Source organism: Vibrio nereis NBRC 15637 (assembly GCF_001591105.1).
Lineage (GTDB): Bacteria > Pseudomonadota > Gammaproteobacteria > Enterobacterales > Vibrionaceae > Vibrio > Vibrio nereis.
The window spans coordinates 17,694-38,620 of sequence record NZ_BCUD01000005.1; the positions used below are offsets into that span (position 1 = coordinate 17,694).

General features: G+C 46.2%; 24 protein-coding genes. 6 read left to right on the top strand and 18 right to left on the bottom strand.

Annotated features, from left to right (window positions below; translation table 11 throughout):
- Nucleotides 1–102 precede the first annotated feature (102 nt).
- From fliS to nrfB, 15 genes are all read right to left on the bottom strand, one after another.
- Nucleotides 103–513, bottom strand: a complete 411-nt coding sequence (gene fliS / locus VNE01S_RS06930; protein ID WP_053395147.1) for a flagellar export chaperone FliS — start codon at nucleotides 511–513, stop codon at nucleotides 103–105.
- A 15-nt stretch (nucleotides 514–528) separates the two neighbouring features.
- The gene (gene fliT / locus VNE01S_RS06935; RefSeq protein ID WP_053395148.1) at nucleotides 529–852 is read right to left on the bottom strand and encodes a flagellar protein FliT; all 324 of its coding nucleotides are present in this window, start codon (nucleotides 850–852) and stop codon (nucleotides 529–531) included.
- Nucleotides 839–2,860, bottom strand: coding sequence for a flagellar filament capping protein FliD (fliD, locus tag VNE01S_RS06940; RefSeq protein WP_053395149.1), 2,022 nt, complete (start codon nucleotides 2,858–2,860; stop codon nucleotides 839–841). The genes fliT and fliD overlap by 14 nt, the downstream gene beginning before the upstream one ends.
- Nucleotides 2,861–2,880: 20 nt before the next feature.
- Nucleotides 2,881–3,309 carry a flagellar protein FlaG gene (flaG, locus tag VNE01S_RS06945; protein WP_053395150.1) on the bottom strand — a complete coding sequence of 143 codons (429 nt, stop codon included), beginning with the start codon at nucleotides 3,307–3,309 and terminating at the stop codon, nucleotides 2,881–2,883.
- Nucleotides 3,310–3,380: 71 nt separating this feature from the next.
- Nucleotides 3,381–4,514 (bottom strand): flagellin, encoded by a 1,134-nt coding sequence (locus VNE01S_RS06950; RefSeq protein WP_053395151.1) that lies wholly within the window; start codon nucleotides 4,512–4,514, stop codon nucleotides 3,381–3,383.
- A 256-nt stretch (nucleotides 4,515–4,770) separates the two neighbouring features.
- Complete coding sequence (locus VNE01S_RS06955; protein ID WP_053395152.1) at nucleotides 4,771–5,904, bottom strand: flagellin; 1,134 nt, start codon at nucleotides 5,902–5,904, stop codon at nucleotides 4,771–4,773.
- Nucleotides 5,905–6,148: 244 nt separating this feature from the next.
- Nucleotides 6,149–7,282 (bottom strand): flagellin, encoded by a 1,134-nt coding sequence (locus VNE01S_RS06960; RefSeq protein ID WP_053395153.1) that lies wholly within the window; start codon nucleotides 7,280–7,282, stop codon nucleotides 6,149–6,151.
- A gap of 119 nt (nucleotides 7,283–7,401) precedes the next feature.
- Nucleotides 7,402–8,304: a Dyp-type peroxidase gene (locus VNE01S_RS06965; RefSeq protein ID WP_053395154.1), complete on the bottom strand. Its 903-nt coding sequence runs from the start codon at nucleotides 8,302–8,304 to the stop codon at nucleotides 7,402–7,404.
- Nucleotides 8,305–8,455: 151 nt separating this feature from the next.
- Entirely contained in the window at nucleotides 8,456–8,914 is a 459-nt protein-coding gene (locus VNE01S_RS06970) for a DUF2919 domain-containing protein (RefSeq protein ID WP_053395155.1), read from the bottom strand.
- A gap of 121 nt (nucleotides 8,915–9,035) precedes the next feature.
- Entirely contained in the window at nucleotides 9,036–9,479 is a 444-nt protein-coding gene (locus tag VNE01S_RS06975; protein ID WP_053395156.1) for a cytochrome c-type biogenesis protein CcmH, read from the bottom strand.
- Nucleotides 9,476–10,015 carry a DsbE family thiol:disulfide interchange protein gene (locus VNE01S_RS06980; RefSeq protein ID WP_053395157.1) on the bottom strand — a complete coding sequence of 180 codons (540 nt, stop codon included), beginning with the start codon at nucleotides 10,013–10,015 and terminating at the stop codon, nucleotides 9,476–9,478. Before VNE01S_RS06980 ends, VNE01S_RS06975 begins: the two co-directional genes overlap by 4 nt.
- Entirely contained in the window at nucleotides 9,993–11,900 is a 1,908-nt protein-coding gene (locus VNE01S_RS06985; RefSeq protein ID WP_053395158.1) for a heme lyase CcmF/NrfE family subunit, read from the bottom strand. Before VNE01S_RS06985 ends, VNE01S_RS06980 begins: the two co-directional genes overlap by 23 nt.
- Before the next feature lie 2 nt (nucleotides 11,901–11,902).
- A complete protein-coding gene (gene nrfD / locus VNE01S_RS06990; protein WP_053395159.1) occupies nucleotides 11,903–12,874 on the bottom strand; it encodes a cytochrome c nitrite reductase subunit NrfD in 972 nt (323 codons plus the stop codon).
- Nucleotides 12,875–12,876: 2 nt separating this feature from the next.
- A complete protein-coding gene (nrfC, locus tag VNE01S_RS06995; protein WP_053395160.1) occupies nucleotides 12,877–13,563 on the bottom strand; it encodes a cytochrome c nitrite reductase Fe-S protein in 687 nt (228 codons plus the stop codon).
- 1 nt (nucleotide 13,564) lies between these two features.
- A complete protein-coding gene (nrfB, locus tag VNE01S_RS07000) occupies nucleotides 13,565–14,152 on the bottom strand; it encodes a cytochrome c nitrite reductase pentaheme subunit (RefSeq protein WP_053395161.1) in 588 nt (195 codons plus the stop codon).
- Nucleotides 14,153–14,689: 537 nt separating this feature from the next.
- Between nrfB and nrfA the strand changes: the two genes are divergently transcribed.
- Nucleotides 14,690–16,081, top strand: a complete 1,392-nt coding sequence (nrfA, locus tag VNE01S_RS07005) for an ammonia-forming nitrite reductase cytochrome c552 subunit (RefSeq protein WP_174522329.1) — start codon at nucleotides 14,690–14,692, stop codon at nucleotides 16,079–16,081.
- A 68-nt stretch (nucleotides 16,082–16,149) separates the two neighbouring features.
- Here nrfA and VNE01S_RS07010 read toward each other — a convergent pair whose 3' ends face one another.
- Nucleotides 16,150–16,683, bottom strand: coding sequence for a TPR domain-containing protein (locus tag VNE01S_RS07010; RefSeq protein ID WP_053395163.1), 534 nt, complete (start codon nucleotides 16,681–16,683; stop codon nucleotides 16,150–16,152).
- A 90-nt stretch (nucleotides 16,684–16,773) separates the two neighbouring features.
- Here VNE01S_RS07010 and VNE01S_RS07015 point away from each other — a divergent pair, with 90 nt between their 5' ends.
- The gene (locus tag VNE01S_RS07015) at nucleotides 16,774–17,121 is read left to right on the top strand and encodes a DUF2956 domain-containing protein (RefSeq protein WP_053395353.1); all 348 of its coding nucleotides are present in this window, start codon (nucleotides 16,774–16,776) and stop codon (nucleotides 17,119–17,121) included.
- A 118-nt stretch (nucleotides 17,122–17,239) separates the two neighbouring features.
- On the opposite strand, the gene VNE01S_RS07020 is transcribed toward VNE01S_RS07015, so the two are convergent.
- The gene (locus VNE01S_RS07020; RefSeq protein WP_053395164.1) at nucleotides 17,240–17,536 is read right to left on the bottom strand and encodes a winged helix-turn-helix domain-containing protein; all 297 of its coding nucleotides are present in this window, start codon (nucleotides 17,534–17,536) and stop codon (nucleotides 17,240–17,242) included.
- A 212-nt stretch (nucleotides 17,537–17,748) separates the two neighbouring features.
- Between VNE01S_RS07020 and VNE01S_RS07025 the strand changes: the two genes are divergently transcribed.
- The 4 genes from VNE01S_RS07025 to VNE01S_RS07040 are packed head-to-tail and all read left to right on the top strand — an operon-like array spanning nucleotide 17,749 to nucleotide 20,117.
- The gene (locus tag VNE01S_RS07025) at nucleotides 17,749–18,096 is read left to right on the top strand and encodes an ArsC family reductase (RefSeq protein ID WP_053395165.1); all 348 of its coding nucleotides are present in this window, start codon (nucleotides 17,749–17,751) and stop codon (nucleotides 18,094–18,096) included.
- 21 nt (nucleotides 18,097–18,117) lie between these two features.
- Entirely contained in the window at nucleotides 18,118–19,251 is a 1,134-nt protein-coding gene (gene dapE, locus VNE01S_RS07030; RefSeq protein ID WP_053395166.1) for a succinyl-diaminopimelate desuccinylase, read from the top strand.
- A gap of 2 nt (nucleotides 19,252–19,253) precedes the next feature.
- Complete coding sequence (locus tag VNE01S_RS07035) at nucleotides 19,254–19,928, top strand: M15 family metallopeptidase (RefSeq protein WP_053395167.1); 675 nt, start codon at nucleotides 19,254–19,256, stop codon at nucleotides 19,926–19,928.
- A gap of 6 nt (nucleotides 19,929–19,934) precedes the next feature.
- Complete coding sequence (locus VNE01S_RS07040; RefSeq protein WP_156309835.1) at nucleotides 19,935–20,117, top strand: DUF2897 family protein; 183 nt, start codon at nucleotides 19,935–19,937, stop codon at nucleotides 20,115–20,117.
- 31 nt (nucleotides 20,118–20,148) lie between these two features.
- Here the strand turns inward: VNE01S_RS07040 and VNE01S_RS07045 are convergent, their stop codons facing one another.
- Entirely contained in the window at nucleotides 20,149–20,925 is a 777-nt protein-coding gene (locus VNE01S_RS07045) for a Zn-ribbon-containing protein (RefSeq protein ID WP_053395169.1), read from the bottom strand.
- Nucleotides 20,926–20,927 lie beyond the last annotated feature (2 nt).

A 20,927-nucleotide genomic window follows, 5' to 3' on the forward strand; every position in this document is an offset into this window, starting at 1 on the left:
TATAAAAATATGGCAACTAGGCAATCAGCGGGTGTGATATTAGCCCAAAACCAATTGGCGACATTTTGACTAAGTATGCGCCAAACGGTTTATTTATTGACGTTATATACCAACATCAGATGCGGTAAGGTTGTGATACTCATTTGGGATTTGGTCCCAAGCAGACTTAATTTCACGGATGATTTCAATCACATCGTCAATCGGTTTAGGATCGTTTAAGTGGTTAGCTTCTGTGATCTGAGTGATCATAAACTCGTAAAGTTGGTCAAGATTTTGAGCGATGTCACCGCCATCATCCATAGATAGGCAGCTTCTAAGGCTAATGATGATATCCAGAGCCTTACCAAGGCGTTCGCCTTTTACCGGAATATTTCCTTGCTGCATCGCCGCCTTGCCCTGAATTAAACGCTCGATAGCCCCGGCCATCAGCATCTGAACGATTTTATGCGGGGAGGCCGCACTGAGTTGGCTATCAACCGATACCTTCTTGTAAGCCTGTAGTGAACCACGCATAAACAAACCTCTTAGTTAAATAAATTTTCTATATTGCTGAACAGAACGTTTTCCGTGCTGATACTTTCGTAGTGACAAGCCAATTTGATTGGTCTTCTCTTGCATCAACCCGGCGATAGCTTGCGTTTCTTCGATGGCATTTTGCCACTTATCTAAACTCGCAAGTTGGCCATTTTGACTAATTAACTGCAATAACTTCTGCAATAACTGTTCCCTTGTATCGACCAGGGATGTAATTTCTTCAGTATCGATCTCTTCTTGAATTAAACAGTCTGACATATTGTGATTAACTTCACAAAAGACATCCAGTAGTTGCTCAAATTCACTACGTAAGTGCATTCATCATCCCTGCGAGTTGTGACTGCATTTTACTTGTCGCGTCCTGCATCGCTGTAAATTTGGCATGAGTGCGTTTTTCCAAGTTCTCCATGCGGCGATCCAGTGCCGCTTGATCATCTTGTAGACTGTAGTTTTGATCTATCATGCTGCGCTCACGGGTTCGGATCGCGCCGGTTACTCCTGTAAGCCCTTGAATCGCGTCCTCTACTTTTTTAGCAAAACCGTTATTCCCGCCAAAGAAATCTTCCAGCTTATTGAAGTTATTGTTTAACTGGCGATCCAGCATGTTGTAATTAATTTCTAGGTTACCCTGACGGGTGGTAGTGATGCCAAACTCCGTCAACGTCTTCAAATCTTCTGGCGCATCCTCTATAGCCGAAGAAAAGACCGCTTTGAGCCGAGAGTCTGCATTGCGAACAATGCTATCGCCTGATAAAGGACCTGCAGCACCAGTACGTGGATCAGCACCGCCTAACTCTTGAGACAATTGATAAAACTGATTGTATGATGCAACGAATTGCTCAATATCTTCTCGAACCCCTTGTCTATCATACTCAATGTCGATTTCTGAGACGGCTTTACCCGGCTCGGTGCGCCCTTTTAAGGTTAAATCCACACCATCAATGGCGTCTTCGATAATATTGTTATGACTCGAGAGCTGAGCAATACCATCAAGCGTGACTTTTGAGTCTTGCGCGGCTTGAACTTGCGCCATACCGCTATAAGTATCGAACGATGCTTGTGCCGCTTTAAGGTCTTCTTGTGCCTTATCGACACGCTCTAAGTACGCCTTTTCTTCTGGTGAAAGTTTGGCCCTTTCTAACTCTTTCGCTTGCTCGGGCGTTAACTCACCCGAAGAGACTTTTTTATCTAGCTCTACTTTTTCTTGCACAAGCTTTTGCTCGATCTTCGCTTGTTCTGCTTCGAGTTTGGCTTGGGCTTCTTTCGGTGTCACGTATGAGTCAGTCAGCGTGCCTGACGCCGTATTGCTCCACCCTGGAACATCGGCTGACTTTTCAATTGCTTTTGCATCTAGCTCTGGTCCCGGCTCCCAGTATGAATCCAACAATGTACCAGACGCCGTTTCGGTCCAACCGGGGATACGATCTTCTGGCTTGATGTATTTGTTCGCGTCAATGGCTGCTTGGGCCGCAGCTGTTGCCGCCTGGCTTGAGAGCTCATTATCAGGAGTCGATTCTTTAGCCGCTTTTGGGTCAGCTTGAATTGCGGCTTGCTTGGACGCGTCGGCAATTTCTTGATCGACAACTTTTGCCGCTTCAATATTACGCTGAGCTATTTTGTCCGCGATTTCTTGTTCTTGATCCGATAGAGGGACAAGTAATTCCTGAGCAGCTGCACGAGCATTTTCAAGGTCTTTTACACGCTGTTCCAGTGTTTTGTACTCAAGTTGTTTGAGCATATTGCCTGGTTTGGCGTCGGTGGTAATGGATAGGCTATTGTCTTCGCCCGATACATTCGAGGCAACAATAAGACGTGGCCCCGCCGTGTCATTAATGACAGATGCGCGCACGCCAGGGTTAGATTTACTTCCGTTGATGCCACGAACGACATCAACCAATTTTGAATTGGAGGATACGTCTACGGAGAATTTTTTACTGCCAAGCGAAATCTGCAGCTTGCCAGGGCCAAATTTAGCATCTTCAGGTAATACGTCAGATGCAATTTTATGACTCTGGGCAAGCTGCAACACATCGATAGCATAGCGACCAGCGATGGCATCAGTGGTTGCTGTCGCCGATACGACGTTGTCATTTGTTGTGTCAACTTTTCTTGCGGCGAATGCTTTCTCTTGGCGAAAGTTCGTCATCAAGTTTTTCATCGTATCCAGCGACTCTCTGAGCCGACCATAGGCACTGAAACTGGATTCAATTTTGGTTCGCTCGTTGTCGATACGTTGCTGTTTAGGCACACGCTCCGCATCAACCACTTTGCTCACCATGGAATTGATATCCATGCCAGTATTCATCCCTATTGGGCCAAAACTCATTCAATCACCTCAAACTACGATTACACCATTTGGTTGACCAACCCAGATGAATATCGGGCGGTTTGCTCCCTAAGGCGACGCAAAATTTCTAACATTTCCTCATCAGGAATCTGGCGAATGATGTCACCAGTATCCGCTTCATAGATAGTCACGACTTCCTTGCCGGACTCTTCATCAACGCGAAATGATAAACCTTTATTGATAGATGAAATAAAATTATTCATCTGTTCTACAAGCCGTTCCCGTTCTTCCTTATTGAGTTCTTCGCGTTCTTTCGTCGCTTCGATCACTCTTTCGAAAGACCGTACGGCTTGCTGGTTTACTTTTTCGTTTGCTTGCGGTTCCTTCGATAAGGAAACGAGCTGCGCTTCATCGTTTTTTGAAGCAACTTTAGTGCCACTTTCTGAGCCGTAAGGCTGGACGTTCGATGTGTAGGATGGTATTTCCATAACGATCTCCCTTCCACCTTTAGGTCAACAACACAAAGCTGCTAACAATAAGCTCCTGTCGAACCTATCGATTAACCCAGTAGACTAAGCGCAGAAGACGGTGACTGCTTCGCTTGTGCCAAAATAGAAGTACTCGCCTGCTGTAGGATCTGTGATTTAGTCATTGCTGTTGTTTCTTTAGCAAAGTCTGTATCTAGGATACGGCTACGTGAAGCGTTTACATTCTCGTTGATGTTGTCCAGGTTATTGATTGCGTGACCAAAACGGTTTTGGAACGCACCCAATTCTGCACGTTGGCTGTCTACGTTCTTAAGTGCGCCATCAATAATAGATACCGCCATTTGAGAACCAGCAACCGATGTAACATCAACATCAGCAACAGTTTTGCTCTCAGCTGCTGCAAAGCCAAGGTCTGTACCTAGTCCACCACCAATCGTCACGTCAGAAGCAACTTTGTTGCTTGCTGCGAATAACTGCATTTTACCATCTTCGCCCACAGACGCTTTTACGTCGTCACTCTGGCCGTTAATGTAAGTCGCAAGCTGTTCGATATCATCACCCGCTTTCGCGTCAATAGATATCGTCTGAGCTTCACCGTGAGCATCTGTATAGTCTAGAGTAATATCAGTTGTACCCGCTTCGACTTTCCAGTCATCCGCTTTACCTGTTGCCGCAACGTAAGCTTTACCGCCCATGCCTTCTGTATCAGAGCGCATATTGCCCATGCTTAGCTTAACAGCTTCGCCTGAACTCGCACCGATTTGGAATGATTGACTGCCAAAGTTACCGTTGAGTAGCTTATTACCACCAAAAGAAGTCGTTTCTGCAATACGATTCAATTCATCGTTAAGCGCAGTCACTTCTTCCTGAATAGCAACACGTTCAGCTTTAGAGTTGGAACCATTTGAGGACTGTAGCGCAAGGTCACGCATACGTTGAAGGATGTTAGTACTTTCGTTCATTGCACCTTCAGCAGTCTGAGCGATAGAAATACCATCGTTGGCATTTTTTACCGCCATATCCAGACCACGACTTTGCGACGTCAAACGGTTTGAGATTTGTAGGCCTGCAGCGTCATCACGAGCACTGTTGATTTTGTAGCCTGAAGACAGACGCTCCATAGACTTCTGCATACCCTCAGCTGCACCATTTAGGTGGCGCTGAGCAGTCATCGCAGACACGTTAGTGTTTACGTTAATTGCCATATTCGATCTCCTTAGGCATTAGGGCGATGTGCATCTGTGTCTCTCACCTCACGTCAGCACATCTCATTTCTCTCAGTCCTTTAACGGCGGAGCACCCATAAGCTTTAGAAAAAAAATGACTTTTTTACGCAATTTACAAATATAGGAAGAAAAATGTGATCTGGATGGCTATAAAACTCATTGCTCACCCAAAAGTCTTAGGGACAGAAATAAAAAAATCCAGCCGAAGCTGGATTTTTAAAGCATTTACTTTTGATTAACCAAGTAGGCTTAGTGCCGAGTTTGGTGCTTGCTTCGCTTGAGCAAGGATAGAGCTTGAAGCTTGCGATAGAATCTGAGACTTAGTCATCGCAGTAGTTTCTTTCGCGAAGTCAGTGTCTTTGATTCGGCTCTTAGACGCATTCACGTTTTCGTTGATGTTGTCTAAGTTGTTGATCGCGTGGTTGAAACGGTTTTGGAATGCACCTAGCTCTGCGCGGTGGCTATCTACGTTTTTCAGTGCTGCATCGATGATTGCTACCGATTCTTGTGCGCCGCCCACTGATGTTACGTCAATAGTATCAACCGTTACTGCTTGCGCTGCACCCATGCTTAGTTCGCCAGCAAGACCACCACTAAATGCTACTGTGCCCTCTACTTTATCTGAGCCTGCGAATACTTGCAGTTTGCCTTCTTCGTCTACAGACGCTTTTACCATATCTGTTTGACCGTTAATGTACGTTGCAAGCTCTTCAATGTCATCACCCTCTTTTGCAGTGATGTCCACTTTCTGATCCACGCCATCTTTATCTTTGAACGCTAGACTTAGATCATTCTTGCCTGACTCAACGGTCCAGTCGGCGTCTTTTGCAGTGCCAGCTTTGTAGCTTGAACCACCCATCGCCTCGTTGTCTGAGCGCATGTCTTTCAGTGTTAGCATTACCGCTTCACCGTTATCAGCACCGATTTGGAACGATTTAGTCTGGTAAGTGCCGTTTAGCAGCTTGTTGCCACCAAAAGATGTGGTTTCAGCAATTCGGTTTAGCTCGTCGTTCAGGGCTGTTACTTCTTCCTGAATCGCTACACGCTCTGATTTAGAGTTTGAACCGTTTGCAGATTGTAGCGATAGGTCACGCATACGTTGCAGGATGTTCGTTGTCTCGTTCATCGCACCTTCAGCAGTCTGAGCGATAGAGATACCGTCGTTCGCGTTACGTACAGCTACATCTAGACCGCGACTTTGAACGTTCAAGCGGTTAGAGATTTGTAGACCTGCTGCGTCGTCTTTCGCACTGTTGATTTTCGAACCTGATGACAGGCGTTCCATCGAAGTTTGCTGTGCGCTAGTTGCGTTGTTTAGGTGACGCTGAGCTGTCATTGCTGCTACGTTAGTGTTTACATTTACTGCCATGGTGATCTCTCCAATTGATTTTCCGATGGTTCCGGTTTCCGACGTCTCGGAAAACCAAGTAGTTCTCTCAAAGTTACTTTTATTAACGGCATGGCTCTAAAAACCTTGAGGATTTTTTTAAGTTTTTTTTGAAAAAAGTCTATTTGGGAGGAAAAACGTGATGAATTGGAAAAAAGCGATAAAAAAGTAAAATTTCCGCTAAAGCTTTATTTGGGCTTGTCGATAACCTTTTCTTTTTTGCAAATTAGCCAAGCAAAGTAATCGCCAAATTCGGCTGTTGTTTCGCTTGTGCCAGTATAGAAGTGCTCACTTGTTGCAAGATTTGCTGCTTAACCATTTGCGTGGTTTCTTTGGCGTAATCCGTGTCTTTGATACGGCTGTTTGACGCAGCAAGGTTTTCATGAACATTATCTAAGTTATTAATCGCATGCGTAAATCGGTTTTGCATCGCCCCTAGTTCCGCTCGATGACTATCAACGTAGTTCAATGCGGTATCAATGACGGAGACCGCCCGTTGTGCGCCACCGACGTCGCTGATATCTACATTATCGACAGCTTCGTAGCCTGCTAAGTTCATCTTCAACTGATCAGCAAGGCTACCGGAGAAGCTAAGGGTTCCAGCCGTTTCCTTGCCCGCCATAAATACTTGCAACTGACCGTGTTCATTAACCGACGCCGATACTTTATCGGTTTGACCATTAATGTAGGTGGCCAACTCTTCAATATCATCACCGGCTTTCGCTTTTATCTGGATGTTTTCTTGCTGCCCTTGCGCATTGGTGTACTGCATATTGAGAACATGACTACCTTGCTCAACTTGCCAATTCTCCCCTGCTTGTCCCGCTGCGATATAGCTGAAACCACCCATTTCAATACTGTCTGAGCGCATATTCTTGAGCGATACTTGAACTGCCTCACCAGACCCGGCTCCGATTTGAAATGAAGAAGAGGCAAAAGAGCCATTGAGTAACTTTCGACCACCAAAAGAGGTCGTTTCAGCAATTCGGTTCAGTTCATCATTCAATGCGGTCATTTCTTCTTGAAGTGCATCGCGCTCTGCTTGGCTATTCGAACCGTTGGAAGATTGCAGAGAAAGATCGCGCATGCGCTGGAGAAGGTTGGTGGTTTCTTTCATCGCCCCTTCTGCCGTTTGCATGATTGAAATGCCATCGTTCGCATTGCGTACCGCGACATCCAGTCCTCGCATTTGCGATTCAAGTCGATTGGAAATTTGTAACCCGGCCGCGTCATCTTTGGCGCTATTAATACGACTCCCCGAAGCTAAACGCTCCAGAGATTGATTGAGCAAGTCTGTCGCGCTCGTCAAATGACGTTGCGCTGTCATTGCTGCAACATTGGTATTAACAGTGATAGCCATTATTCAGTGATGTTCCTTTAGTGGATTATCTTGTATATCGGCCATGTCTTTATTTCTTTAGTGTAAAACGTAAAAAAGCCGAGCTTGGTGCGCTCGGCTTTTACTATCGTGTTAAGTGACTACTTCATCTGTAGACTTTGCAGCATATCGGCGGAAGGAGCAAAGAAGTACGCGCCTGTAACGGCTTGAGTAAAACGAAGTAACTGGTCGGTTTTACCATCGGTAACGCCGTACATGCTCTCTAGCATCGCTTTAAAGTTATGTAGCGTATTACAGTAAGCGATAAAAAGCAGGCCGTGGTCACCAGACACGCTCCCGTATGGCAAGCTATGACGCACAATTTTAAGGCCTTTGCCTTCTTCTTTAATATCGACACGGCCAACGTGTGACGCGGCGGGTACGTCATCAAGTTCAATTGAATCTGGCTTCGTACGGCCGATCACCTTTTCTTGCGCAGATACGCTCAAGCGGTTCCAAGCAGGTAAGTTATGAATGAAACGCTGAAGCATCACGTAACTACCACCAGCAAATTCACCGCCAGGAATAATAGCCACTTCTTCTCTCTGCGCATCTTTCGGGTTTTCGGTGCCATCGATAAAGTCCGTCATATCACGCGCATCCAAAAAGCGATATGAGTTTGTTTCATCAACAATGGTTACGTTATCCGCCACAGACGACATAAACTTGCGCAGTAAGTAAAAATGCAGGTCATGACGATTTGAATGGATATGAAGCAACACATCCACATCGGTACTCGGCGCTGTAATATCGCCCTCACCTAATACCGGGAAGTCAATCAGCTCTGCAGGCATATCAACATTCAGTTGGCCCCAAAAAGATTTGGTAAAGGCTATTGATATCGCCAAGTTTGCACCTGGCTGGCTGTCATTCAGTTCCGCTACCAGCTGTGGCAACGCCTGTAACTGCTCTAGAACAACCTGTGGGTTCTGCGTGACTTTAAGCAGTGTGTACTGAGCGAATGGACCCGCTTCTGGAAGAATTGCACTTTGAGGGTTAGACATTATTTTTCCTCACATTGTATTACCAGTCTGTATAAGTAAGAACTCTTCATCTACCCGACTGAATTGGCAAATCTAAAGAACTCTGAATTATCCAGACAATTTATTCACTTCTCTTCCACGCATTCATTCTAACAATAGAGATTTTTCTGCATCAATTGACGGCTGGGTTTTTAAACGTGTCTTTCACACTGCGACTTTGATATGTGTACAACCCAAACCAAAGTAGTACCAGCATAGTCACACCATTGGCCCAACTAAACGCGCCTTGTTCTAGGTAAACATGATAGACGCCCTGGCTAAACTGCAGTAACACCGTTAGGAGAGTGATGCCTTTTCCCCATTTTACTATCCAGTTAACCCATTTTCGTTCTGGGCTGCGTAAACTGATCAGCCACATTAACATGATGCTGGGAACGCCCATCGCGAGGCCAAGGTAGAGCATCGAGTGATCAGGATAGACGATATTAAGGATCTTGCTACCGCTCTCACGACTGGCACCTGCGACAATAAACACCACCCACGCTTTCGCCATGAACAACCACCCTAACCACAACCATTTGGGCGCTTTTAGGAAACCATGTTTGTCATATTGTTCAAGAGAATACCGCACTTACTGCCACAACCATCAATACCAATGGGTTTCAATGTAACTGAATGAACAAAAAATACGAGTAGTATTTTGTTAGAAAAGGAACAATTGACCAACAACAGAGCGATGTCACACAGAGGCTTTATTCTCGCTCTGTCTTACCTACTGATTTGAAAGAGACCAATAGAAACGCCACCAGCAATAACACTGGCAAACCCCACAACAAGGCGTTTTTCCAGGTAAAGCTCGGCTTATAGAGGACAAACTCACCGTATCTTGCGGTCATAAAGTCGATCACTTGCTGCTCGCCCTCACCGCTGTTGATCTTATTAAAAACAATCAAACGTAAGTCTTTCGCCAGTGGTGAATTTGACTCAACTAAGTTTTGGTTTTGGCACTGAGGACAACGCAATGACTTCGCGAGCTCGATTGCTGTTTGTTGTAACTTAGGGGTTTTAAACTCGAACAGTTCGACTTGTCGTTCCAATTCACTATCTGGCGCGGCAAATATCTCGCTTTGACTCGACTGAGCAAAACTGAACGGACTGACTAGCACCAACATTAGTAAACAGATGACTCGATTCATAGCGTCATGTCCTGTTCAAAGTAGCGGGCAAAACGCTTCTGCCATGCCTTTTCGGTCAACTTACCATAGTGTTTATAAATGACCTCACCGCTGGCATTAACTAAATAGGTTTCGGGCGTACCCACCACACCGAGTTCGATACTCAACTGCCCTTTCGGGTCGTAGATGATTTCATCGTAGGGATTGCCCGCATCTTTTAAGTAGCCAGTCGCCGCCAATTGCTGGTCACGGTAGTTGAGACCGATAATAGGCACACCACTCTGTGCTAGCGTCATTAGATATGAATGCTCCGATTTACAGATCCCACACCAAGACGCCCAAACATTCACTAACTGGTATTCGTTATCTAGTAATGAGTTCACACTCTCGATTGACTGACCATTCAGTAGCGTAGTTGAAACCACGGGGAAAGTGCGCACCACCGTTTGGCTGCGGTTACCGTTTGACTCAGATTGCAGCCCAGCAAGCAGAAACCCCACCAAACCAATAACTAACAAAATGAAAATGAAGACTTTACGATTCTTGAATAGCGCCATGCGATGCTCTCGTTGTCAGCACAGAGACTTGTTTCAGTAGTGGCAGCAATGCGCCGAAAATGATCAACAAAGCCCCGCACCAAATCCACAGGATATAGGCTCGATATTGTATTTTTACCGCGTAGGACTGGCTATCAACCTTTGCGCCAAGTGTGACATAGTAGTCACCGTGCCAAGTCGAATAAATCGCGGGTTCGCTCATGTTCATCACCCGAACTTGGTAATGACGCCGCTCTGGTTTGACGACAAATACCTGCCCTTGCTCGAAACTGAAACGAATACTCGCTTGTTCGGCGGTATAGTTAGGACCAACGTACCAGAGGGTTTCTTGATACTCCACGCGGAAGTTATCGATATCAACACTGGTTTCTGGCGCCATTTTCCTATTCAGCTCATAGGAGTGGTAACCGTTCATCGCTGCGCCAACACATAACGTCGCGATACCGATATGGGCTAGCACCATAAAACTCAAACGACGGTAACGCCACAACAGATACAAATGCGAACTAACCACCCAAGCCGCTAAGCCCCATACCAAAGCGACAACAGCCTGCCAATCTTTCACCTGCGCAAGATAACAGCCGATACCCACAGTGATTGAAACCAACCAAACCAAGACGAGATTACGCAGGGAAAACAACGCCCCTTTACGCCACTTGAGATAAGGTACGATGCCCATGAGTAGCAGTGCGCCAATCGTCAAAGGCAACATCAACGTATTGAAATACGGCGCGCCGACCGAAATTGCGCCTAACCCAAGTAGCTCATAAATCATCGGGTAAAAGGTGCCGAGGAACACAGTAAAGGTGGCAACACAAAACAAACCCGTCGCGAGAAAAACCGCGTAACCACGACTTGCAATAGCGTTAAATCGAGCACTTTTGATCCTGTCGGCGTGTTTAAACAGCAAAATAAATGAACACAGCAGTGTCACGGCCAAGATAGCTAACAACGCAACACCCTTGGTCGGGTCAACCGCGAAAGCATGCACCGACGTCAACACGCCTGAGCGAACAATAAACGTGCCGAGAATACTTAAACAAAACGTCACCAACGCGAGGCTCAACGACCAAAGTTTCAGTTGTTGGTGACGCACAGAAGCAAGCAGTGAATGCAGCAGAGCGCTGCCCGTCAGCCAAGGCAACAATGAGGCATTCTCTACCGGGTCCCAGAACCACCAGCCGCCCCAACCGAGTTCGTTGTATGCCCACCAAGAGCCTATCAAGATCCCAAGAGTCAGTAGCATCCACGCCGAAATCGCCCAAGTTCGACAGTATTCTACCCAGCGATGGTCGTACTGGTTGTCTAGCAGCGCCGCAAGGGCAAACGCCAACACCGTCGAAAAACCAATATAGCCGAGATAGAGTAAAGGGGGATGAAAGATCAGTCCGATATCTTGCAACATCGGATTTAAATCTCGTCCTTCAGTGACAAACAACTCTGCATAAGAAAACGGATTGGACGCCAAAAGAGTAAACCAAGCAAAAGCGGCGACAAAACCACTCATTACCCACAACACGTTTTGAAAGTAACGGGACTGATGCAGAGAATGAAGTGATATCAACCCAGACCACAAACAAAGGGTAAACACCCAAAACAGCATTGACCCTTCGTGGCCGCCCCAAACCGCAGCAAACTTAAAAAACGGTGGTAACGCCGAGTTAGAATGCGCAGCAACGTAGGCAAACTGGAATTGGTCACTGAGAAACAGACTGGCTAATACAGCAAGGCTGAACGTCGCAAACACCGCGTTCAACCTAGAAATGAAGGTAAGGGAAGCACCAGAACTCTTGGCTTGAAAGCGGCACCAACCGTAATACGCAAAACTCAAACTGCTGAGCAGCGCGATCAGTACCAAAGCTAAAAGTCCCGACTCCCCTAACATAGTTATACGACCGTCATTTGTCCGGCGTACAAGATAAAGGTACGTAGCATCAATACCCCAAACAAGCTCAGCATGGTCACAACAAAGATGTAGCCGCCGTTATGACGTACTTCTTTCGGTGAAACAGCATTGAGCGTCAGTGGTAATAACATCCCCACCAACACGACGCCAAACCAGAACCAGTTCGACCAGAAACCGCCACCGATCGCGTTCCACGCCGCCGCTTCGTTTTGCCCGCCACTGAAAATCAGCCCTGTGAAGAACGTCACTAAGACAAACAACTCAAACAACACCACCGGACGCTCGAAGCCATGCACCCAAGAGACACTTGGACTGCTCGCCGACTCTTTAAAAACTAAAATACCAAACAGCAAACACGCCGCAGCACCAGACGATAAACTCGAGAACAAGAATAAGATCGGCAATACCGGGTTATTGAGCATTGGATAAGTTTTTAGCGCGGACAACAGGAAGCCGGTGTAGGCGGCCAGCACAATCGCCAAAAAGCCTAAGAACAGCTCAAGCAAATTGTTGACGTTTTTCGCTTTGAGCAAAATCGTATCGACAAAGTTGAGCAGTCCACCAGGCAGTTTGCCTTCGCAGAAGTTGATGATCTGATGACGGAAAATCACGCCAATCCAGACAAACAGTACTGCCATGTAGACTTGGAACAACACCACACCCATCGACATTACAGAAGTTGGGTTGTAGTAAATCATGATCTTCCAAAACTCGAGGGGTTTGGTTAAGTGGAACACCAAAATCAACAAGCCAACGATAATACCGAAAGGCGCTAACCAAGCGACGGCCTTTAAAATACCGTTGTTGGCTGGGTCACCTTCAATCACTTTGCGTTTAAGGTAGATACCGATCATCACTGCGCCAGCAGACATACCCGCTAAAAATAGGTAGATCGCAATGATCCAATCCCAAACCAGAGAGTCAAAGTGGAATGCACTTTCAAATCCGTTCATGACTACACCTCCCCTTTCTGATGAGGAATTTTGTACAACTTAGGTTTGGTGCCTAAGTGGACTTTGTCGCGATACACTACTTCCGTCTTCAGCACGCGATTGATTTCGCTCTCAGGATCGTTGAGGTCACCAAACGTCAGTGCTTTGGTCGGACAAGATTCAACACACGCCGGCAGTTTGCCTTGTGCCAAATTGGTGTCTCGACAGAAGTTACATTTATCCGCTGATTTGTTTTCAGGGTTAAAGAAACGTACTTGATAAGGACACGCGGCTAAGCAGTAACCACAACCAACACATTTCTCTTGATGAACGTCGATAATGCCGGTTTCTTCGTCTTTGTATGCAGCGCCTGTAGGGCAAACATAAACACAAGGTGGATTTTCACAATGTTGGCAAGATTTACGGGTAAAACGGTAATCAACATCAGGAAACTCGCCTTGTGGCTCACTGCGAATGATCTCTAAGCGCGACACGCCTTCCGGCACATTATTCACTTCACGACACGCTTCGGTACAAGCCGTACAGCCAATACACGCGGTTTCATCATGGATCATGCCGTAACGTTTTTCACCCACCAGCTCGACATTGGCGAGCGTCTTACGGCTATTCAAAACCGCAGTACCTGCGACACCTGTGGTAAAAATCAGTGCACCAGTGCCCGCAATGAAATTTCGTCTAGAACAACTCATCTCACTCCTCCTTTTTGTTTTGATTAAAGTCAGAGTGGCAATCCACGCACAGTTTTATCTGAGACTTACGGTCTAAGCTCAGCACTTTGGTTTTACTGGCGTGAACATCATGACAGTTCGAACAAGTCAGATTTTGTGCATGCACGTCGTGTGTCCAGTTGTCTTCGCGCAAGTATTTTGGCTGGTGACAATCGGTACACTGACTGTTCGCTTTGAGTATCTCGGATGGGTCTAAGAACACTTTGTCCGTACCTTGCTGCGATTGCGCGCTAGAGTACTTAGTGACTTTAGGCGCACCTTCACGGTGGTCCGGACCTATGTTGTTATGACATTCGGTACAATTGACTTCACGACCAAGGATCTTGTGCGTATCTTCGCCATGAGAGCCTTGTAACGTTTCTTTGGCATCCTTATGACATTGGACACATTTATAGTCCTTGTCACGGATAAGAGTGACTTCATGGCGAGCGTTTTGGCCTTCAGATTGCAAGCTTGAAGTGTCGGCAACGGCATGAAGAGAATAACCATAGAGGCAGAATGCGAGAAGTGATTTCAGCATTATGACTATGGCCAACTTTATATTGCCCATATTATCCTTTCCTTATTCCGGAATTATATTTATCGAAATAAACGCTATATTCATCTCAATAAACACAATGTTCCGGTAAAAAATTAATACCCTCTGTCACCACTTTTAAATAGCAACAAATGAGATCAATTCTTATTTTGAATAAGCCACAACGCTTCAATAAACATATTACTCTTATGACTCTTAAGAGGTAGATAAACGTGTCTAAAAATCGATCTCTATCACCTTTACGTAGCAAGGTCATTAACATTAAATGCTTGATTATTAATAAACAAAATTGTCTAACACCTTGATATAACAACTACCCCTTTAGAGGTATATAAAATTAAATTTGGCATAAGTCACATTTCAAAATTGATCTAAAGCAATGATTAATTCTTAGCCTCTTATTTTGTTCTAACCTATTAATTAGAATTTAAAACAGTTCTCCAATTCTTTATTTTGATATAGCCAGTTCACAACGCTGTTTATAAAAATCAGAATCATGGAGATAGCACTGTGAAACAATTGCACTGGATACCAAAATCCGCAGCGGCAATGATATTGTTGGTCAGCTCAGTAATGAGCACCAGCAGCTTAGCTGCGTCAGAGGAAAAAGGCTTAATCGACCCACGTAACCAAGCGTACGAACAAGATCACCCTGATCAGTATCACTCTTGGAAAGCAACATCTGAGAGTGAACATATCGAAGATGCATTAGCCGAAGATCCAAACATGGTCATCATGTGGGCGGGTTATGGCTTTGCGAAGGACTATAACAAGGCACGCGGACACTTTTACGCTATCGATGATGTGCGACAAACTTTGCGTACCGGCGGTCCAACGGATGAAAACTCAGGCCCAATGCCAATGGCGTGCTGGAGCTGTAAAAGCCCGGATGTTGGCCGCGTAATAGAAGAGCGTGGTGAAGATGGCTATTTCGAAGGTAAATGGGCGCGCTTAGGTGACCAAATCGTCAATCCAATCGGTTGTGCGGACTGTCATGATACCCGCAGTGAAGCATTCAAAAATGGGGAGCCCGCACTTGCGCTGGCGAAGCCATATGTTGAGCGCGCATTCCAAGCGATCGACAAACCTTTCGACAAACAATCACGCTTGGATCAACAAGCGTCTGTGTGTGGTCAATGTCACGTCGAGTACTACTTCACGGGCCCAACTAAAGGGGTGAAATTCCCTTGGGATATGGGCACCAGCGTAGACGACATGGAAAAGTACTACGATGCGCTTAACTTTAAAGACTGGACGCACAAAGTATCGAAAGCCCCGATGTTGAAAGCGCAACACCCGGGCTACGAAACATGGCGAGCAGGCATCCACGGTAAAAACAAAGTGGTGTGTGTCGACTGCCATATGCCGAAAGTGACCAAAGAAGACGGTACTGTGTACACCGACCATAAAGTCGGCAATCCTTTTGACCGCTTCGAAGACACGTGTGCCAACTGTCATACTCAGTCGAAAGACCAATTGCGTGAAATCGTCTCTTCACGTAAAGCTCAAGTCCTTAACATGAAGCGAACCGCAGAGAAGCAGATCGTCGCCGCTCACTTTGAAGCTGGCGCAGCTTGGGATGCCGGTGCAACCGAAGCAGAAATGTCTGATATTCTGCAAGACATCCGCCACGCGCAATGGCGTTGGGACTACGCTATTGCTTCTCACGGCGTACATATGCACGCGCCGGAAGTAGCATTGGAAGTGCTAGGTACAGCAGTAGACAGAGCGGCAGATGCACGAACTAAGCTGGTTCGCCTACTCGCCACCAAAGGCATTACTGAAGTGGTAGAATTGCCTGACATCTCGACCAAAGAGAAAGCGCAACAAGCGTTGGGGATGGATATGGATAAGATGAATGCCGAGAAAAAACACTTCTTAGAAACCGTCGTTCCTGAATGGGAAAAAGCGGCAGAGAAACGTGAAGCCAGCTATCAATAGGTACTCATATGAGTAGCGTAAAAAGCCAGCAATTCGCTGGCTTTTTTATCTTTTGTTTTGGAATACTTTTATTTCAACAACTGTTTAGCTTGATTGAGTGAGTGAATAATCGACACTCGGTCTAAATCTCGATGCTGTGAGTCGAGCATCTGCGTCCAAACGTCAATCGCTTGCTGATAGCGAGAGCTGACAAAATGGTCGTTGGCAATCAATGACAAGGCCGTGAGATTAGCGCTGTCCAAGGCCAACGCCTGCTGCAAAAGATCGGTAACCGTTGCCGTCATTTGTTGCTTATTCAAATAGTAGAGTGCGGTGGCTTTCGCGGCGAATTGGCTCGCGGTAGGTTGATCACTTAGCCGCAGGGCGTAATCAAAACAGGTCAATGCGGATTTAAAGTCCTGCTCGTTCAAGTACCCGTGGCCGAGTTGAAACCACAGCTCAGCTTGATTCGGATCTTGCTTAAGCTTGGCTTGAATATCCTGCATCTGCTGATCGTGGCTTAGTGCGCGACTTTCTAGCACCACCTCTTCCGGCGGCGTACCGCGTAACCACAGAAATACCGGTATCGCCAACGCAACGCCAGCAATGACAACTTTGTTCATGGAGTCAGCCTCTGTGGTATTTCTCGATTAAGAAAACAGTATATCGTGGTACGATAGCTATATCTTTGATCCAGCAATAGTTATCACATGATGAAGAAAAAGGTTATTCCATCTCAAGAAACTCAGCAGGAAGCAATGAAGATTGCCAAAGCCACGCAGAAGCCAGGCCAAACGAAAGAACAAACGAAGCTGATTTCTCAAGGTATCGAAAAAGGTATCGCTCTGTACAAGAAACAGCAAAAAGAAAAAGCGCGTCAGGCCGATAGAGCGAAGAAAAAAGCGCAAAGAACCAAACGTTCAGAACAAGAGACGATAGAAAACACCCCGCCTGAGCATCAACTGCAAGAAAACGAGCAATCAAAGAACGCTATCTTACCGTGGGCATTATTAGTCATTAGTTGGATAGGATTCGCGGTTTACATTATGCAAAACCAGTAAGCCACTACAAAGCAAACTTATTGCTTCAATAATAAAAAATCGCACCAATAACCTTAGTGCGATTTTTATGCTGTCTTGTGATGGGAGACTAATCGTAGGAGATACCAGTCAGCAGAGGCTAAATGGCTCGAACATTAAACCCCAAACTTGCAGCAATATCAGACTCCCTATCAATAACCCATTGGCTATCAAATGGCCCCCAATCAGAAAGCTGATAGTAACCATCGTTATGTCGACGCCCGTCTTGAACAAACATCAACTCAATGCCTATTCCCGGCAATGCTTTAATCACATCTTGAATGGTTCGACGTGGCCAGCCCGTTTTTTCAATCAGTTTGGGCACGTTGGGTCTTTCTAAACTTTCAACAAGTAGTGCTAGATATAATCGCCTTGCAAAAACAGGACTCAATTCCATTGATACCTCCTATAAATTTCTAAGGCCATTATTTCTCTTTTCCACCACCGTGCGTTGCGTTTGATCAATAACTCTACATTCCTCGGCAGCCACGCAGCATTTTATTTGCGAACTGAAATATATCAGTCGCACTTTTGTCTCTCTTCATAGTTCCTGATAGGATGCTGAAATAACAAAAATACAAACTAAGTCACTTTTCCAAAGGGTTATTTATGACAATCACCATGTACGGCATCCCCAACTGCGACACGATCAAAAAAGCCAAAAAATGGCTCGAAGCAGAAGGCGTGGACTATCAATTTCACGACTACCGTAAACAAGGCATAGACAAAGCAATGGTGGAGACATTTTGCCAACAGTTAGGCTGGGAAAATGTACTTAACAAACGCGGCACAACTTATCGCCAACTGACTCAAGAACAAAAAGACAATCTGAATGAAGCGAATGCAATCGAGCTGTTGGTTGAACAGCCAGCGATGATCAAACGCCCTATTCTGGTTAACGGTAACGATTACCATCTAGGTTTCAAAGCCGATCAATATGCCGCTATTTTCTCTTAATTTTTCGTAAGGATTTCAAGGATGACAGACAGCCCGACTCTGGCTCTCGCAAAATATTTAATCAGCCGCCAATCAGTAACCCCTGAAGATGCAGGCTGCCAAGACGCAATGATTGAGCGCCTGAAAGCACTCGGTTTTGAAATTGAAGTGATGGTATTTGAAGATACCACCAACTTCTGGGCTCGTCGTGGTACAGAAGCACCTCTGTTTGCTTTTGCTGGCCACACTGATGTTGTGCCTGCTGGTAAGTTAGAGCTGTGGGACACGCCGCCATTTGAACCAACAATCAAAGACGGTTTCTTACACGGCCGTGGCGCGGCAGATATGAAAGGCTCGCTAGCCAGTATGATTGTCGCGGTAGAGCAATTTATCGCTGACAATCCAGACCACAAAGGCTCAATTGGTTTTTTGATCACCTCCGACGAAGAAGGTCCATTCATTAATGGCACCGTGCGCGTGGTTGAAGCACTAATGGAGCGCGGTGAAAACATCGATATGTGTATTGTGGGTGAACCCTCCAGCACTGAAGTGGTTGGTGACGTGGTGAAGAATGGTCGTCGTGGCTCTATCACTGGCGATTTAACAGTGAAAGGCGTGCAAGGTCACGTGGCTTACCCTCACCTAGCGAAAAACCCGGTTCATCAATCTTTGTTGGCCATTCACGAGTTGGCGACCACCGAGTGGGACCAAGGCAACGACTACTTCCCACCGACCAGTTTCCAAATCCCGAACGTACACGCTGGTACAGGCGCATCAAACGTGATTCCTGGCGAGTTCAACGTCCAGTTCAACCTGCGCTTTAGCACAGAGCTTAACAATGACACGATTGTTAAACGTGTAACGGAAACGCTCGACAAGCATGACTTGGACTACGAGCTAAAATGGACCTTTAACGGTGACCCGTTCCTAACCGATACCGGTGATTTGTTAGATGCCGTAGTTGACGCAGTCGATGCGGTTAACCAAACCAAACCCGCATTGCTCACCACTGGTGGTACCTCTGATGGTCGATTCATCGCTCGTATGGGCGGCCAAGTCGTTGAGCTAGGCCCAGTCAACGCGACCATCCACAAAGTGAATGAGTGCGTAAACATCGATGATCTAGAAAAGCTGACCAAGATGTACCAGAAAACACTGGAGAATCTTCTCGCGTGAGCATGAGTGCTGAGCAGCTAACAGGTAAAGTATCCACCCATCTGGTGGATACTTTAGTAGGGCAAAAATCGTTTCTCGTTCACCCGCAAGTCACGAACGACTTGTTAGCTCTGAAAAAAGCGGCAACTCAAGCTGGTTTTAACTTATGCATCGCCAGCGGCTTTCGGGATTTTGAAAGGCAAATGCTGATCTGGAATCGCAAGATGTCCGGTGAAGCCGCTATCTTAGATAGCGAAAGCCAAGCGATGGATGTAAATACGCTCTCGGAAAAAGAAAAAGCACTGGCGATTTTACGCTGGTCTGCATTACCTGGCGGTAGCCGTCACCATTGGGGAACCGATTTTGACCTCTATGACCGTGACAGCTTGCCGCAAGGTGTTAACTTGCAACTTGAGCCATGGGAGTATCTGACTGGCCACCAGCAGCATTTTTACGTGTGGTTAAAAGAACATCTGGCTCACTTTGGTTTCTTTTTCCCATATCAAGAAGACAAAGGCGGAGTCGCTTGTGAGCCCTGGCATATCAGCCACCGTGCCACAGCGCAAAGTTGTTTAGCTCAGCTCAGTATGGCTGTGTTGCATCAACAGATCCAAGCCAGCTCTCTGATTGGCAAAGAAGTGGTACTCGACAACCTCGAAAGCATATACAATCAATTCATTACCAATATCTCTCAGTAAGGGGGAATGATGGAATGGTTAACTAACCCTTGGGTTATCATTGTTATCGTGTTGAGCGTGATCATCGGTAATATCGCAGCGTTGAAGTACACCGCGAAAATGAAGTTTAATGTCAAAAATAGAAGGCCAAAAACACCTTCAGCCGACAAGCTAGATGAGAACGAAGAGAATAAAAAAGACCCGCAATGATGCGGGTCTTTGATTATTTGGCCTCAACGATTCACTTAATATGATCCCAAGAGATGTTCGATACAATTCGGCAGTCGTCGCACTTAAAATGGAAGATGTCGTGCAGCGGCTCGTCTAGTAACCACTCTCCACCACATTTCGGACACTTACGCGCTTTTTCATCAGCCAAACTTTTTCCGCCTACTCGGTATTGATAGTAGTAAGTCGGGATCTTGGTGACGTATTCAATGCGGCCACGTAAATCCCAACCACGGCGAAACAATACACTGTCCGCATCGCAAATCTCATGCAAGGCTGCGTGCTCGGCACGACAAGCGCCCGCCATTTGAATTTCATCACATGCCTGCCATTCTGTTTGCCACTTCACCACCGCTTTGTGATCACCATTAAGAGTCGGCCCATTGCGATACAGCGGGATCGGTAACAACGACTCCCCACTTCTCAGTGGCGAACACGTATGGACATAAGTCGTGTACAGTACTTGCCAGCTAGGCGTCTCGTCTTCGGCAGAGGCTTCCGAGTTTAAGTCACGGCCCAGCAAACGAACTTTTGGAGCCAATAAACAAGCCTCGGCAAGACGACCAATGCACACATTGACGAAATCCGAGTGATATTTGGGGTGCAAGCTTTCTTGCTCTGGGCACACGGCGCGAACAAAAAACTCCCCGTCTCCCATCACAATCGGGAATTCTCGCCCAAGCACTTGACCGTTGTAACGCAGCGCGTCCATCAAGCCATTGATCGCTTTATCTACCGCTGAAACGGTAGTGTTATCAAAACATTCAAATTGGAGTTCAACTACGTACATGA